The sequence below is a fragment of the Microbacterium indicum DSM 19969 genome (assembly GCF_000422385.1).
Taxonomy (GTDB): domain Bacteria; phylum Actinomycetota; class Actinomycetes; order Actinomycetales; family Microbacteriaceae; genus Microbacterium; species Microbacterium indicum.
Genome location: NZ_AULR01000012.1, coordinates 23,841 through 39,193 on the forward strand (window position 1 = coordinate 23,841; position 15,353 = coordinate 39,193).

Consider the following 15,353-nt stretch of genomic DNA (forward strand, 5'->3'; position numbering starts at 1 on the left):
CCCGCGCCCCGCCGCCGATCAGCCGGCCGAGTACGCGGTCGGGATGGCGATGCTCTGACCGGCCTCGATGCCCGAGCCGCCCAGCTGGTTGAGCGAGGTGATCGAGTCGACGACGTCGCGCGGGTCGGCCTCGGGCGCGACGCGCTCGGCGATCGACCAGAGCGAGTCGCCGGCCTGGGCCGTGACGGTCTCGAACGAGCCCGCCCCCGCGCCCTGCTCGCCGGAGCCGAGCGCGCTGCCCCCGCCGAGGATCGCGACGAAGGCCCCCGCGGCGAGCGGGAGCGCGGCCAGGCCCGCGAGGACGCGGCGGCCGCGGACGGTGAGCCGCAGGCGGGTGCGCTGCGGGGCAGGTGCGGCGAGTGCGATGGTGCTCATGGTGCAACCTTCTCTCGTATCGATGTTCCGAATCTATCTTCGATCTTTCGAAGCTGTCAACCTCTTCTTCGAACTTCTCCGGAGAATCGGGTGCGACACACTCGAACAAATCTGTCGAAGATCGCATTCCCTCGGGTAGCGTCGTCCTCGATACGGAGAGTCCACACGGAACCTCCGACATCCGAACTCGAGCCTGAAGGAGAAGCGGATGAGCGCCGCCGACAAGCCGCAGACAGCCACCCGTACGCGCCGCCGCAAGAACCTCAGCGAGAAGCAGCTGGCGATCCTCGAGGTCATCCAGCGCTCGATCCAGACCAACGGCTACCCGCCGAGCATGCGCGAGATCGGCGACGCCGTCGGCCTCAAGTCGCTCTCGAGCGTCACGCACCAGCTCGGCCAGCTCGAGCTCAGCGGCTACCTCCGCCGCGATCCCGGCAAGACCCGCGCCATGGAGGTCCTCATCGACCTCCCCGGCACCTCGACCGAGAACCCCGCCGACGCGCAGACGCCCGTCGGCGACGCCGCGATGATCCCCCTCGTCGGGCGGATCGCGGCGGGCGTGCCGATCACGGCCGAGCAGCAGGTCGAGGAGATCTTCCCCCTCCCACGCCAGCTCGTCGGCGGCGGCGAGCTCTTCATGCTCCGCGTCTCGGGCGATTCCATGATCGACGCCGCGATCTGCGACCAGGACTGGGTCGTGATCCGTGCGCAGAACACCGCCGAGAACGGCGAGATCGTCGCGGCGATGCTCGACGGCGAGGCGACGGTCAAGACCTTCCGTCAGCGCGACGGGCACGTCTGGCTCCTCCCGCGGAACTCGGCCTTCGAGCCGATCCCCGGCGACGAGTCCGTGATCCTCGGCAAGGTCGTCGCGGTCCTGCGCGCAGTCTGACGGGGCGCCCCGGCGCGCTCCCCCGCGCGGTGCAATAGCGTGGGCGCCATGGAGCAGCTCCTCTACGGATCGTGGCCGTCTCCGATCTCGCCGGCCGACATGCCGGGCGGATCCCTCCGGCTCGGACGAGCGCGATACGTGGGCGACGAGGTCTGGTGGGCCGAGTCGGTCCCCGCGGAGCGCGGGCGCACCGCGATCCTCCGCTCGGGCGATTCGGACCCCGTGCTCCCCGCGCCGTGGAGCGCGCGCTCGCGCGTCCACGAGTACGGCGGCGGCGCATGGGAGTCGCTCGGGGACGAGCGCTTCGTGTTCGTCGAGCAGCGCGACCAGCGGGTCCGCCTCGCCGCGCCCGGCGCCGCTCCCGTGCCGCTGACGCCCGACGACCATCGCTTCGTCTTCGGCGACCTCGTATGGGCGGAGGGCGTGCTCTGGGCCGTGCGCGAGACGCACGACGCGCCGCACGAGACGCCGGTGCGCGACATCGTCGCGATCCCCGTCGACGGTTCCGGGACCGACCCCGACCGCATCGTCCGCGTCGTCTCCGGCAGCGACTTCGTCGCGTCGCCCGCGCCGCGGGGCGGGCGCCTCGCCTGGATCGCCTGGGACCACCCCGACATGCCCTGGGACGCCGCCGAGCTGCGCGTCGGTGTCCTCGACGACGCGCTCCGCGTCACGGAGTGGACCACCATAGCGGGAGGCCGCGCCGAGACGTTCGCGTCGAACGTCTCGGCGCTCGAGCCCGAGTGGACGGGCGACGACGAGCTCCTCTTCGTGCAGGACCCGCCGATCGCGCCGGGCGGTCCCGCGCGCTGGAACCTGTTCCGGACCCGGTTCGGCGCGGGGCTCGGGCACGCGGATCCCGCGCCGCTCTACGCCGTCGACGGCGACACGGGCGGCCCGCTGTGGAACCTCGGCACGCGCTGGTACGCGCCGCTCGACGACGGCCGCGTCGTCGCGGTCGTGACGAACGGCCGCTCGCGCCTCGTCGTCATCGACCCGGGCGGCGCGGTCACCGAGCTCGAGACCCCGCTCACGGGCGACGTGCTGCTGCACGACGCGCGCGCCGATCGACTGCTCCTGACCGGTGCCGGGGCGACGGTGTCGGGCGGCCTCTGGCAGCTGTCCGTCGACTCGCGCTCGCTCGAGGCGCTGCGCGGCGGGATCCCGGGAGACGCCCAGCCGGCGATCCCCATGACCTTCCCCGGGCCGAACGGCCCCGTGCACGCGTTCTACTCGGCGCCCGAGAGCGACGGATACGAGGCCCCCGAGTCGGAGCTTCCGCCCGTCCTCGTGCTCGTGCACGGCGGCCCGACGGGGCATTCGACGGGCGACCTCTCGGCGAGCACCCGCTTCTACACGAGCCGCGGGATCGGCGTGCTCGACGTCAACTACGGCGGGTCGTCGGGGTACGGCCGCGCCTACCGCGACCGGCTGCGCCACAGGTGGGGCATCGCCGACGTCGAGGACACGGCCGCGGCGGTCCGCGGGCTCGTCGACGTCGGGCTCGCCGACCCCGACCGCGTCGCGATCCGCGGTGGATCCGCGGGCGGCTGGACCGTGCTGTGCGCGCTTGCCGACACCGACGTCTTCGCCGCCGGGATCAGCCGCTACGGCGTCGCCGACCTGCGGCTGCTGCTCGCCGAGACGCACGACTTCGAGTCGCGCTACTTCGACAGCCTCGTCGGGCCGCTCCCCGAAGCGGAGCAGACCTACATCGACCGCTCGCCGCTGTCGCGGCCCGAGGCCCTCACGACGCCGCTCCTCATCCTCCAGGGGTCAGACGACCCGGTCGTGCCGCCGTCGCAGTCGCTCGCGCTGCGCGACGCCGTCGCCGCGAACGGCGCGCCGCACGCGTACATCGAGTTCCCGGGCGAGAGCCACGGCTTCCGCGGCGCCGAGACGATCGAGCGCGCGTTCGCGGCCGAGCTGTCGTTCCTCGGCCAGGTCCTCGGCTTCGAGACCCCGGGGATCGACCCCCTGGGCCTCGCTCAGGCCGCGACGGCGTAGGGCGCGAGCTCGGCCGCGAGGCGCTCGCTCACGCGGGCGTGCACGCGGGTCCCCGATCCCTCGTGGTTCTGCTCGAGGAACTGCCCCGTCTCGTGGATCCGCGAGATGAGGTCTCCGCGGTCGTAGGGCACGAGCGCGCGCACCTCGACCTCGGGCAGAGGCAGCGCCTCCTCGACGACGCGACGCAGCTCGTCGATGCCCTCGCCCGTGCGGGACGAGACGAAGACCGCGTCGGGCGCGAGGCCGCGCAGCACGAGCCGCTCGGACTCGGGGACGAGATCCATCTTGTTGAAGACGACGATCTCGCGGACCTCGCGCGCGCCGACGTCGGCCAGCACGTCGTGGACCGTCGCGAGCTGGCCCGCGGGGTCGGGGTGGCTGCCGTCGACGACGTGGACGATGACGTCGGACCCCGCGACCTCCTCGAGCGTCGAGCGGAACGCCTCGACGAGCTGCGTCGGGAGGCTGCGCACGAAGCCGACGGTGTCGGCGAGCGTGAACACGCGTCCGTCGGCCGTCTCGGTGCGGCGCACGGTCGCGTCGAGGGTCGCGAAGAGGGCGTTCTCGACGAGCACCCCCGCGTGCGTGAGCCGGTTGAGGAGGCTCGACTTGCCGGCGTTCGTGTACCCCGCGATCGCGACCGCCGGGATGACGTTGCGCTTGCGCTCCGAGCGCTTCGCGTCGCGCGCCGGGGCGAAGCCCTTGATCTGCTTGCGCAGGAGCGCCATGCGGTTGCGGATGCGGCGGCGGTCGAGCTCGATCTTCGTCTCGCCGGGGCCGCGGGAGCCCATGCCCGCGCCGCCGGCGCCGACCTGTCCGCCGGCCTGGCGGCTCATCGAGTCGCCCCAGCCGCGCAGTCGCGGCAGCAGGTACTCGAGCTGCGCCAGCTCGACCTGCGCCTTGCCCTCGCGCGTCTTCGCGTGCTGCGCGAAGATGTCGAGGATCACGGCGGTGCGGTCGATGACCTTGACCTTGATGACGTCCTCGAGCGCGCGCCGCTGGCTCGGGGCCAGCTCGACGTCGGCGATGACGGTGTCGGCGCCGACCTGCTCGACGATGGCCTTCAGCTCCTCGGCCTTGCCGCGGCCGACGTACGTCGCGGGGTCGGGGTGCGGGCGGCGCTGGAGCACACCGTCGAGCACGACGGATCCCGCCGTCTCGGCGAGGGCCGACAGCTCGCGCAGCGAGTTCTCGGCATCGTCGAGCGAGCCCGCGGAGTAGACGCCCACGAGGACGACGTTCTCCATGCGGACCTGGCGGTACTCGACCTCGGTGACGTCCTCGAGCTCGGTCGAGAGGCCCGAGACACGACGCAGGGCGTGGCGCTCCTCGCGGTCCCACTGGTCGCCGTCGGAGTCGCCTCCGTATGCCGTCGCCTCGTCCTGCAGAGCCTGCGCCGCCCCGAACAGCCGCGTCGTCGCGTGCTGGTCCGTGGATCGGAGGATGCGGTCGGTCGCATCGTCGTGTCGCTGCTCGGCTTCGTCGGGCGCGGCCGCGAGGTCGCGCGTGTCGGTGGTGTCGATCGGTGATCGCCTCTCATCAGGGGTTGTTTCCAGACATCCAGGTTACCGCGCCGTTATCGGATCCGGGCCGGAAGATCAAGCTTTTCGGGGCGCGCGCGCAGGGGGTAGAGTCGCCCGTCATGGGGGATCACTATTTCAGTGCGGCACCCTCGAGCTCGGAGCAGCTCCGGCGCCTGCGCGTGACCCTCTTCGACCGCGACGTCGAGGTCACGACGGCGGCTGGGGTCTTCAGCCCCGATCGGCTCGACAAGGGCACCGACGTGCTCTTGTCGAACTCTCCCGAGGCCCCCGCCGGGGGCGACTTCCTCGACATCGGCGCGGGCTGGGGCCCGATCTCGCTGACCCTCGCGATGCAGGCGCCCCGCGCCCGCGTGTGGGCGCTCGACGTCAACGAGCGCGCCCTCGACCTCGTGCGCCGCAACGCCGAGGCGCTCGGGCTCGAGAACGTCCACGCCGTCACCGCCGACCAGATCCCCGACGACGTCGTCTTCCGCACGATCCGGTCGAATCCGCCGATCCGCGTCGGCAAGGACGTGTTGCACGGCCTGCTCGAGTCCTGGCTGCCCCGGCTCGACGAGCACAGCGACGCCTACCTCGTCGTGCAGAAGAACCTCGGGAGCGATTCGCTCCAGCGGTGGATCGAGCAGACGCTCCCCGACTCGTTCTCGACGCGCCGCCACGCGACGTCAAAGGGCTTCCGCGTCCTGAAGGTGCGCCGCCACGGCGACCCGGCGACGGCGCCGATCAACCTCCCCTGACTCAGATCGGCCGCAGCGCCGCCCGCGCCGCCCCGACGATCTCGGAGCGGATCGCCGTGAGCACCGGCGACTCGAGGTTCCACTGCTGCCAGTAAAGCGGCTCGGCGAGATCCGGGTTGCCGAGCGAGCGCAGGACCCCCGCCTCGATCGACGGCGCCGCCTGGGCCGGCGGCAGCATCCCCCATCCCATCCCGAGCCGCACCGCCGCGGCGTAGTCCTCCGACGCCGGCACGTAGTGCCGCGGGGGGTCGAGCGGATCGACGGCGTTCCCGCGCAGCCACTCCGACTGGATGTCGTCGGTGCGGTCGAAGTCGATGAGCGGCGCCGCGGCGAGCGCGGCCCGCGAGACCCCGTCCGGCAGCCACCGGGCGATGTACCCGGGCGTCGCGACCGCGATGTAGGCCGTCGCGCCGAGCGGGGTCACGGAGCAGCCCGCGATGGGCGCGCTGCGCGACGTGATCGCGGCGAGTGCGGACCCCTCCTCGAGGAGATCGGCCGTGCGGTCCTCGTCCTCCCGGAGCAGCTCGAAGGTGACGGTGTGATCCCGCGTGACGCGCTCGAGCGCCGGGAGCAGCCAGGTCGCGAGCGAGTCGGAGTTGACGGCGATCGGGACGTGCATGCCGCCGCGGGACTCGAGGCCCAGGCCGACGGATGCGTCGTGGCCGATCGCGGCGTACTGCCGCGCGAGGCGCACGACGACGGCCCCGGCCGGCGTCGCGCGCGGCGGACGCGAGCGCACGAGGAGCACGCGGCCGAGCTGCGACTCGAGCGTCCGCAGGCGCTGGCTGACGGCCGACGGGGAGATCCGGAGGCGCCGCGCGGCTCCGTCGAACGAGCCCTCGTCGACGACCGCGGCGACGGTCTCGGCGAGGTCGGGTGCGATCCACATGAAGCTGCGCTTCACCACCTTTCAGGTATCCGCATCTGCTTTTGATGATCGCACGGATCGCGTGACCATGGAGCACGTGCTCACCGCTCTGTTCGCCGGAATCGGCCTCTCGCTCTCGCTCATCGTGGCCCCCGGCGCGCAGAACATCTTCCTGCTGCGCGAGGGGATCCGCCATGCGGGAGACGGGCGCCGCCACGCGATCGTCCTGGCGCTCGTGTGCCTCGCGAGCGACGTGATCCTGATCTCGGCCGGCGTCGCGGGCTTCGGCGCCGTCGTCGAGCGCGTGCCGTGGCTCTTCGACGTGGCGCGTTGGGCGGGTGTCGTCTTCCTCGCCGGATACGGCCTCATGGCCGCGTGGCGCGTCGTGCGGCCGCAGGAGTCGTCGATCCGCGTCGAGGAGGATCCGATCGCGCAGCCCGAGGACCTGGACTCCCCCTCGGGCGGCGGGACGATGACCGCCGTGCGCACGCGGGCGATCACGACGGTCCAGGCCACGACCCGCACGCGGTCGGCCCTCCTCGCGGCCGTCCTCACGTGCCTCGCGATCACCTGGCTCAACCCGCACACGTATCTCGACACCGTGCTCATGCTCGGGTCGATCTCGACCCACTACGGCGACGCGCGGGCGCTCTTCGCCGTCGGCGCCGTCATCGGCAGTGCGATCTGGTTCGCGTTCCTCACGCTCGCCGCCCGCTACGCGGCGCGCTGGCTGCGTTCGCCCCGCTCGTGGCGCGTGCTCGACGGCGTCATCGCCGTCGTGATGCTCGCCCTCGCGAGCGCCCTCGCGGCTGCCTGAGCCGCGCGCTACGCGCGGCGCGCGAGGAGGTGGGCGTTGATCGCCGCGGTCTGCTCGGTGTCGACCGGGAGCGCGTGACCGTCGACGCTCGTGATCGGCGTCAGGAGTCGCACGCTCGACGCGTACCAGGCGGCGTCGGCGCCGAGGAGGTCGTCGCGCGTGTAGCGGCCGTACTCGGTGCCGATGCCGTGCTCCTCCGCCCAGCGGAAGACGGCCTGCTGCGTCGTGCCGTGGAGGATCCCGAGCCGCGGATCCGGCGTGCGGAGCACCCCGTCCCGGCGGAGGATCAGCGTCGACTGCGGCGCCTCGAGGAGGATCCCATCGCTCGTGACGAACAGCATGTCCTTCGCGCCGCGGCGCTTCGCCTCGCGGATCGCCGCCATGTTGAGGGCGTAGGAGAGCGTCTTCGCGCCGATGAGCGACCACGGCTCGCGCTCGGCGTACCCGCTGTCGAAGCCGCGATCGGCCGTGACGATCGCGAAGCCGTCGGTGCGCTCCTCCGTGAAGTCGGCGGCCTCGAACAGGACGAACCAGGCGTGCGGGGTCGCGCGATCCATTCCGCCGCGCGTGACGACGAGCTTGAGGACCATGTTCTTCGCGGGGTCGGCGGTGCGCGCGATCCGGCCCGCCGTCTCGGCGAGCCGGCCCAGGTCGGCCTCCGGCAGGTCGAGCATCGCGAGGCTCTTCGCGAGGCGCGCGAGATGCGCGTCGAGCTCCTGCGAGGCGCCGTCCGCGACGCCCCAGGCCTCGAAGGCGCCGTCGCCGCGCTCGGCGGCCGCGTCCATCACGGAGATCGCGGGGTCGTCGACCGCGAGCGGGACGAGGTCGATCCGCTCCTCCGGAGATCCTGCCGCGGGGAACGGGACGAGGTAGGTGACGGCGCTCATGGCTCCATCATGGCGCGCGAGCCGAGGCGAACGCGTCAGGCGAGGGCGACGGTTCCCGAGAAGACGAGGGTCGCGGGACCCGACAGGGCGACGTGCTCGCCCTCCTCCGTGGGGAACATGCGGACGCCGAGCGTGCCCCCCGGCACCTCGACGCGCCAGCTGTTCGGCGCGCTCTCGCCCGCCCAGCTGCGCACGGCGAGTGCGGCCGCCACCGTGCCCGTGCCGCACGACAGCGTCTCGCCGACGCCGCGCTCGAACACGCGCATGCGGATCCGCCCCACCCCGTCCTTCACGAGCGGCTCGGACGGCACGACGAACTCGACGTTCGCGCCGTGCTCGGGCGCCGGATCGAGGATCGGGATGACCGTGAGGTCGAGCCCCTCGAGCTCCTCCTCGCTCGCGAGCGCGACGACGACGTGCGGGTTGCCGAGGTCGATCGACATGCCGGGGCGCGGAACCGACAGCCCCTTCGCGCGGACGAGCGGCTCGGCGGCCGGCGCCGTCCAGCGGCCGAGGTCGGCCTGGAAGCCGGTCTCGCTGCGGGTGACGTCCTTGACGCCCGCGCGCGTGCCGATCGGGAGGGTGGACCCGGGCTCGAGTGTCGCGAGCTCGGTGTCGAGCAGGTAGCGCGCGAAGACGCGCACGCCGTTGCCGCACATCTCGGCGATCGAGCCGTCGGCGTTGCGGTAGTCCATGAACCACTCGGCGTCGGGCTCCTCCGCCAGCGCCGCGGCGCCCGCGTCGATCGCGCGCGAGCGGACGACGCGCAGCAGGCCGTCGCCGCCGATCCCGAACCGCCGGTCGCAGAGCGCCGCCACCTGCTCGGGCGAGAGGTCGTACTGCCCGTCGGGGTCGGCGACGATCACGAAGTCGTTGCCGGTGCCGTGGCCTTTGGTGAAGGTGATCTCGGGCATGCGAGCCAGTCTACGGACCGTCGCGCACCGGCCGGGTCCTACCGCGGTACGACCCGAGGATCAGCCCGCGGCCCGACGCGCGACACGGCCCCCGCCGGTGGAATGGAGGCATGATCACAGCAGAGCACCTGACGAAGCGCTTCGGCGCGAAGACCGCGGTGGACGACGTCTCGTTCACCGCCCAGCCCGGCAAGGTCACGGGTTTCCTCGGCCCCAACGGCGCCGGCAAGTCGACGACCATGCGCATGATCATGGGCCTCGACAGGCCGACGAGCGGCGCCGCAACGGTCAACGGCCGGCCGTTCGCGGAGCACGCCGACCCGATGCACCAGGCGGGCGCCCTCCTCGACGCGAAGGCCGTCCATCCGAGCCGCTCGGCCCGCGACCACCTGCGCCTCCTCGCCGCCACGAACGGCTTGCCGCGCCGCCGGGTCGACGAGGTCCTCGAGCTCACGGGCCTGACCGACGTGCAGCGCCGGCGGGTCGGCGGCTTCTCGCTCGGCATGCACCAGCGCCTCGGCATCGCCGCGACGATGCTCGGGGATCCCCAGGTCCTCATCTTCGACGAGCCCGTCAACGGCCTCGACCCCGAGGGCGTGCACTGGGTGCGCGGCTTCGCCAAGGCGCGCGCCGCCGAGGGGCGCACGGTGTTCATCTCGAGCCACCTCATGAGCGAGATGGCGCAGACCGCCGACCACATCATCGTCCTCGGCCGGGGCCGCGTCCTCGCCGACGCGCCCCTCGGCGCCTTCCTCGCCGGGGCCGACCGCCAGGTCACCCGCGTGCGGGTCTCGGACGCCGAGGTCCTGCGGTCGATCCTCGCCGCCGACGGCGTCACGATCACGCAGTCCGCGCCCGGCTCGCTCGAGATCGCGGGACTCCCGCCCGAGCGCATCGCCCGATCGGCCTCGCTCGAGAACCTCGACCTCTTCGAGCTCTCCCCCGTCGGGGCCTCGCTCGAGGAGGCCTACCTCGCCCTCACGGGCGACGCCACCGAGTACCGCAGCGCCGCGGCCGCCGTCTGACATCCGAAAGGCACACGACCATGTCCTCCGTCCTCACCGTCTCCGAGGCCCCGACCCGCTCCGGGGCGCGGGTCTCGTTCCCGTCGCTCCTGCGAGCCGAGTGGATCTCGCTCTCGAGCGTCCGCGGCAACGTCGCGGCCCTCATCATCGGGGTCGCCCTCACGATCCTCCCCGGCGCGGCGTTCGCGCTCATCTACGCCATCCAGTTCCGCGACGCCGGGATCGACGCCTCCGCCGCAGCCGGCATCGTCCCGACGGTGCCCGCGATGGGGCTCAACGGCCTGATCTGCGCCGTCGCCGTGGCGGTCGTCGTCGGCGCGGCCGCCTACGCGAAGGAGCACGCGACGGGCTCGCTGCGCACACAGCTCGCGGCCTCGCCCCGCCGCCTCGCGATGCTCTCGGCCAAGGTCGCCGTCGTCGGATCCGCGATCTTCGTCGCCGCGCTCGTCGCCTTCCTCCTCACCTTCGCGATCGTCGCAGGCCTGTACGTCGCGTTCGGCATCCCCGCCGAGTTCGGCTCGTTCGGGCTCGAGGTCGCGGCCCCGATCCTCGGCGCCGCCCTCGCGACGACCCTCGTCGGCCTGTTCTCCCTCGGCGCCGCCGCGCTCCTGCGGTCCGAGACCTGGGCCGTCACCCTGACCTTCGTCTTCCTCTTCGTCCTCCCGATCATCCTCATGCAGATGCCGTGGGAGTGGGCCGCGCAGCTCTCGGACGCTCTCTTCGGCACGACCGTCATGAACCTGACGGCCACGGGCGCCGGGTTCACCTCGGAGTACCTCACCGACCTCGTGCTCTCCGTCGCGTGGGCCGGCGTCGCCCTCGCCGGCGGCGCGGCCGTCCTCACGCGCCGCGACGCGTAGGTTGGACCCCATGTCGCAGTCCGAGCCGGTGCCCCCGCGGGGTGCCGGCTCGGTCGCGCTCGACCTCCCCCGGCCTCCCGGCGTCCTCCGCCGCTGGATCGACCGGCACCCCCGAGCCGTCGACGTCATCGTCCTCGTGGTGACGCAGGGGCTGTTCGCACCCGTAGCCCTCATCGTCGCTGGGTCGGACGACTCGGCCGTCTCGGGGTGGCTCGGCGTCACCCTCACCGCCCTCACCGTCGCGGTGCTGGGGGTCGCGACCTTCTTCCGCCGCCGGATCCCCTTCCTCCTGCTCGTCTGCTCGCTCGCCGCGCTCCTCCTTCCCGCGCCGATGTCGACGATGGGCGGGATCGCGAGCTGGGTCGCGCTCTACGCGCTCGGGGCGCACCGCTCGTCTCGCGTCGCGTGGCTGGGATACGCCCTCGCGGTCGTCGCCACCGCCGCGAGCACGCTGCCCGCGGCGCTCGGGGCGGGCTACGCCTGGCCGACCGGACCGTGGATCGACACGGCCCTCGTCTCACTCGGGTCGTCGATCATCCCGACGCTCGTCGGGCTCTGGATCGGCGGGCGCCGGCGCTACGAACGGGCCCTCATCGCGCGCGCCGAGGACCTCGCCCGCGCGCAGGACGAGCGCGCCCGCCTCGCGGTCAGCGAGGAGCGCACGCGCATCGCGCGCGAGATGCACGACATCGTCTCGCACAGCCTCACGGTCATGATCACGCTCTCCGAGGGCGCAGCCGCGCAGGCCGAGCGGGGCTCCGACGCCGCGCCCGACGCGATGCGCCGCGTCGCCGACACGGGGCGCGACTCGCTCGCCGAGATGCGCCGGCTCCTCGGGGTGCTCCGCAGCACCGAGGACGCCCCCGAGCTCGCGCCGCTCCCCGGATCCGACGACATCGGCTCGCTCGTCGACCAGTTCCGCGAGGCGGGCATGCCCGTCGCGTGGGCCCACAGCGGCGCGCCCCTCCCGGCGGCGGGCGGCGTCGCCCTGACGGCCTACCGCATCGTGCAGGAATCGCTCACGAACGTCATGCGCCATGCCCCCGGATCCCCGCGCGTGACCGTCACGACGCGCGTCGACGGCGACCGGATCGGCATCGTCGTGGACAACGACCTGACGCACGACCCGATGCCCTCGCTCGAGGGCTCGGGGCGCGGCATCGTCGGCATGCGCGAGCGCGCGGCCCTGCACGGCGGGACGGCCGCGTCGGCTCCCCGCCCCGACGGCCGCTGGCGCGTCGACGCCACCCTGCACACCGACCCCGAGGGAGCCTCCCGATGATCCGCGTCGCGATCGCCGACGACCAGCAGCTCGTCCGCATGGGCCTGCGCATGATGCTCGACGCCCAGGACGACGTCGAGGTCGTGGCCGAGGCGGCCGACGGCGGCGAGGCCGTCGGGATCGCGGCCCGCGGCGGCGTCGATGTCTTCCTCATGGACGTGCGCATGCCCGGGACCGACGGCATAGCGGCGACGGCGCGGATCACGGCGGCGGCGGGCTCGCCGCGGGTGCTCGTGCTGACGACCTTCGATCTCGACGAGTACGCGTTCGCGGCGCTGCGCGCGGGGGCGAGCGGCTTCCTCCTGAAGGACGCGCGGCCCGCCGAGCTCCTCGGCGCGATCCGGGCCGTCGCGTCCGGCGACGCGGCCCTCGCGCCGCGCATCACGGCTCGGCTCATCGAGGAGTTCTCGGGGGCGTCCGCGCCCGTCCGGGTGCCGCACGCCGCGGAGGATCCCCGGCTCGCGTCGCTGACGGCGCGCGAGCGGGAGTTCCTCGAGGCCGTCGGGGCCGGGCTCACGAACGACGAGCTCGCCGAGCGCTTCTTCGTGTCGCTGTCGACGGTCAAGACCCACGTCGGCCGGCTGCTCATGAAGCTCGAGGCGCGCGACCGCGTGCAGCTCGTGATCCTCGCCTACGAGTGGGGCCTCGCCCGGTGACTCACACCGCGACGTCGAACCAGCGCGCCTCGGCGTAGCGCTTGAACCAGGCCACCTGGCGACGCGCGTATCGGCGCGTGAGGGCCTGCGCCTCGGCGATCGCCTCGGCCTCCGTCATCGCGCCGGCGATCTGCGCGAGCGCCTGCGCGTACCCGATCGCGCGGCTCGCGGTCTTCCCCCGCTCGAGCCCCGCGGCCTTCAGCGCCTCGGTCTCGGCGACCATGCCGTCGCGCCACATGCGGTGGACGCGCGCGTCGAGGCGCGAGATGAGGGCCGCTCGGTCCATGCGCAGGCCGAGGATCGTCGCGTCGTCGCGCCACAGCCGCGGCGCCTCCGGGAGGGCGGCGCCGTGCCCGGCGTCACCCTGTGCGAGCACCTCGAGAGCGCGGACGATGCGCCGCCCGTTGCGCGGGTCCACGCGCTCGGCCGTCTCGGGGCTCGCCGCGCGGAGCTCGTCGTAGAGCGCGCCGACGCCCTCGGCGGCGAGGCGCTCCTCGAGGGCCGCGCGCATCGCGTCGTCGCGCGGCGGGAAGCGGAAGTCGTAGACGACGCTCGAGACGTAGAGGCCCGATCCGCCGACGAGGATCGCGTGGCGGCCGCGCGCGAGGATGCTCTCGATCGCGGCTCGGGCGTCGCGCTGGTACGCCGCGACCGCGGCCTCCTCGGTGATGTCGAGGACGTCGAAGAGGTGGTGCACGACGCCCCGCCGCTCGGCGAGGGGCAGCTTCGCGGTGCCGATGTCCATGCCCCGGTACAGCTGCATCGCGTCGGCGTTGACGACCTCGGCCGCCTCGCCGCGCGCCGCGAGACGGCCCGCGAGGTCGAGCGAGAGATCGCTCTTGCCCGTGCCCGTCGCGCCGACGACGGCCCACAGCCGCGGGCCGCCGTCGGGAAGCGGGACCGCGCGGATCACGCTCCCACGCGCAGCCCGGGCATGCCGATCGACACCGAGCCGCCGATGTTCACGGCGCCGCCCGTGTGCGGGTTCGACGCGTGCGGGTCGTTCTGCTGGCGGTCCCACGCGTCGCCCGCGCGGGTGCGGCGGATCGCGAGCGGCGCGCCGTCGACGCTGTCGGCGAGCAGGTGCGAGGGGGCTGCGCGCGTGATCGTCACGGTGACGACGTCGCCCGGGCGCGGGATCTCCGACCCCTCGGGCACCTCGAAGTGCACGAGGCGGTTGTCTTCGGCCCGGCCCGTGAGACGGTGCGTCTCGGCGTCCTTCTTGCCCTCGCCCGTCGAGACGAGGACCTCGAGCGCGCGGCCGACCTGCTTCTCGTTCTCCTCGAGAGTGATCCGCTGCTGCAGCCGGATGAGGCGGTCGTAGCGGCGCTGCACGACCTCCTTGGGGATCTGATCCTCCATCGTCGCCGCGGGCGTGCCCTCGCGGATCGAGTACTGGAAGGTGAAGGCGCTCGAGAAGCGGGCGGCCTCGACGACGCGCAGGGTGTCCTCGAAGTCCTCCTCGGTCTCGCCCGGGAAGCCGACGATGATGTCGGTCGTGATGGCGGCGTGCGGGATCCGCTCGCGCACCTTGTCGAGGATGCCGAGGAACTTCTTCGAGCGGTACGAGCGCCGCATGTCCTTGAGGACCTTGTCGCTGCCCGACTGAAGGGGCATGTGCAGCTGCGGCATGACGTTGGGGGTCTCGGCCATCGCGTCGATGACGTCGTCGGTGAACGCGGCGGGGTGCGGGCTCGTGAAGCGCACGCGCTCGAGGCCCTCGATCTCGCCGCACGCGCGGAGGAGCTTGCCGAAGGCCTCGCGGTCGCCGAACTCGACGCCGTAGGTGTTCACGTTCTGCCCGAGGAGCGTGACCTCGGTCGCGCCGTCGGCGACGAGCGCGCGGATCTCGCTCAGGATGTCGCCGGGGCGCCGGTCGCGCTCCTTGCCGCGCAGGCTCGGCACGATGCAGAAGGTGCAGGTGTTGTTGCACCCGACCGAGATCGACACCCAGCCCGCGTACGTAGAGTCGCGCTTCGTCGGCAGCGTCGAGGGGAAGACCTCGAGCGCCTCGAGGATCTCGAGCTCGGCCTGCTCGTTGTGTCGCGAGCGCTCGAGCAGCTGCGGCAGCGAGCCCATGTTGTGGGTTCCGAAGACGACGTCGACCCAGGGCGCCTTGTCGACGACGGCCTGCTTGTCCATCTGGGCGAGGCAGCCCCCGACGGCGATCTGCATGCCCTCGTGGCCGTCCTTCTGCGACTTGAGGTGGCCGAGCGTGCCATACAGCTTGCCCGACGCGTTCTCGCGGACCGCGCAGGTGTTGATAACGACGAGGTCGGCGTCCTCCCCCTCGGGTGCCGGGACGTAGCCCGCGCTCTCGAGCGAGCCCGAGAGCCGCTCGGAGTCGTGCACGTTCATCTGGCACCCGAACGTGCGCACGACGTAGGTGCGTGCGCGGCCCGACGCGTCGAAGGCGACGGGCGACGGCTCGATGACGGTCGGAAGGTTCGAGACAGTGGTCATAACGCCCCCGATTCTACGAGCGGGAC

16 protein-coding genes are annotated in these 15,353 nt (G+C 73.0%); 9 read left to right on the forward strand and 7 right to left on the reverse strand.

Going from position 1 to position 15,353, the window contains the following annotated elements; genetic code table 11:
- Positions 1–18: 18 nt before the first annotated feature.
- A complete protein-coding gene (locus H576_RS0109200) occupies positions 19–375 on the reverse strand; it encodes a LysM peptidoglycan-binding domain-containing protein (RefSeq protein WP_029150698.1) in 357 nt (118 codons plus the stop codon).
- Between the two features lie 208 nt (positions 376–583).
- Between H576_RS0109200 and lexA the strand changes: the two genes are divergently transcribed.
- Positions 584–1,267, forward strand: coding sequence for a transcriptional repressor LexA (lexA, locus tag H576_RS0109205; protein WP_029150699.1), 684 nt, complete (start codon positions 584–586; stop codon positions 1,265–1,267).
- A 48-nt stretch (positions 1,268–1,315) separates the two neighbouring features.
- A complete protein-coding gene (locus H576_RS0109210; protein ID WP_029150700.1) occupies positions 1,316–3,274 on the forward strand; it encodes an alpha/beta hydrolase family protein in 1,959 nt (652 codons plus the stop codon).
- Here the strand turns inward: H576_RS0109210 and hflX are convergent.
- Positions 3,256–4,683: a GTPase HflX gene (gene hflX, locus H576_RS15125; protein WP_245559158.1), complete on the reverse strand. Its 1,428-nt coding sequence runs from the start codon at positions 4,681–4,683 to the stop codon at positions 3,256–3,258. The two genes, H576_RS0109210 and hflX, sit on opposite strands and share 19 nt — an antisense overlap.
- Here hflX and H576_RS17155 point away from each other — a divergent pair.
- Both H576_RS17155 and H576_RS16730 read left to right on the forward strand, forming a co-directional pair.
- On the forward strand, positions 4,594–4,803 hold the full coding sequence (locus H576_RS17155; protein ID WP_029150701.1) for a hypothetical protein: 210 nt from the start codon (positions 4,594–4,596) through the stop codon (positions 4,801–4,803). The two genes, hflX and H576_RS17155, sit on opposite strands and share 90 nt — an antisense overlap.
- 113 nt (positions 4,804–4,916) lie before the next feature.
- Positions 4,917–5,555: a class I SAM-dependent methyltransferase gene (locus tag H576_RS16730; RefSeq protein ID WP_029150702.1), complete on the forward strand. Its 639-nt coding sequence runs from the start codon at positions 4,917–4,919 to the stop codon at positions 5,553–5,555.
- A gap of 1 nt (position 5,556) precedes the next feature.
- Here the strand turns inward: H576_RS16730 and H576_RS0109230 are convergent, their stop codons facing one another.
- A complete protein-coding gene (locus tag H576_RS0109230) occupies positions 5,557–6,462 on the reverse strand; it encodes a LysR family transcriptional regulator ArgP (RefSeq protein ID WP_342664880.1) in 906 nt (301 codons plus the stop codon).
- A gap of 49 nt (positions 6,463–6,511) precedes the next feature.
- On the opposite strand from H576_RS0109230, the gene H576_RS0109235 reads away from it, so the two are divergent.
- A complete protein-coding gene (locus H576_RS0109235; RefSeq protein ID WP_029150704.1) occupies positions 6,512–7,240 on the forward strand; it encodes a LysE family transporter in 729 nt (242 codons plus the stop codon).
- Positions 7,241–7,248: 8 nt separating this feature from the next.
- On the opposite strand, the gene H576_RS0109240 is transcribed toward H576_RS0109235, so the two are convergent.
- Entirely contained in the window at positions 7,249–8,127 is an 879-nt protein-coding gene (locus tag H576_RS0109240) for an aminotransferase class IV (protein WP_029150705.1), read from the reverse strand.
- 35 nt (positions 8,128–8,162) lie between these two features.
- On the reverse strand, positions 8,163–9,041 hold the full coding sequence (gene dapF, locus H576_RS0109245) for a diaminopimelate epimerase (RefSeq protein ID WP_029150706.1): 879 nt from the start codon (positions 9,039–9,041) through the stop codon (positions 8,163–8,165).
- A gap of 110 nt (positions 9,042–9,151) precedes the next feature.
- On the opposite strand from dapF, the gene H576_RS0109250 reads away from it, so the two are divergent.
- The 4 genes from H576_RS0109250 to H576_RS0109265 are packed head-to-tail and all read left to right on the forward strand — an operon-like array spanning position 9,152 to position 12,864.
- The gene (locus H576_RS0109250) at positions 9,152–10,066 is read left to right on the forward strand and encodes an ABC transporter ATP-binding protein (RefSeq protein WP_029150707.1); all 915 of its coding nucleotides are present in this window, start codon (positions 9,152–9,154) and stop codon (positions 10,064–10,066) included.
- Positions 10,067–10,086: 20 nt separating this feature from the next.
- A complete protein-coding gene (locus H576_RS0109255) occupies positions 10,087–10,926 on the forward strand; it encodes an ABC-2 transporter permease (RefSeq protein ID WP_029150708.1) in 840 nt (279 codons plus the stop codon).
- Positions 10,927–10,936: 10 nt separating this feature from the next.
- Entirely contained in the window at positions 10,937–12,208 is a 1,272-nt protein-coding gene (locus H576_RS15130) for a sensor histidine kinase (RefSeq protein ID WP_084502629.1), read from the forward strand.
- Complete coding sequence (locus H576_RS0109265; RefSeq protein ID WP_029150709.1) at positions 12,205–12,864, forward strand: response regulator; 660 nt, start codon at positions 12,205–12,207, stop codon at positions 12,862–12,864. Before H576_RS15130 ends, H576_RS0109265 begins: the two co-directional genes overlap by 4 nt.
- A gap of 1 nt (position 12,865) precedes the next feature.
- Here H576_RS0109265 and miaA read toward each other — a convergent pair whose 3' ends face one another.
- Both miaA and miaB read right to left on the reverse strand, forming a co-directional pair.
- A complete protein-coding gene (miaA, locus tag H576_RS0109270) occupies positions 12,866–13,777 on the reverse strand; it encodes a tRNA (adenosine(37)-N6)-dimethylallyltransferase MiaA (RefSeq protein WP_245559156.1) in 912 nt (303 codons plus the stop codon).
- Positions 13,774–15,327 carry a tRNA (N6-isopentenyl adenosine(37)-C2)-methylthiotransferase MiaB gene (gene miaB, locus H576_RS0109275; RefSeq protein ID WP_029150711.1) on the reverse strand — a complete coding sequence of 518 codons (1,554 nt, stop codon included), beginning with the start codon at positions 15,325–15,327 and terminating at the stop codon, positions 13,774–13,776. The genes miaA and miaB overlap by 4 nt, the downstream gene beginning before the upstream one ends.
- Positions 15,328–15,353 lie beyond the last annotated feature (26 nt).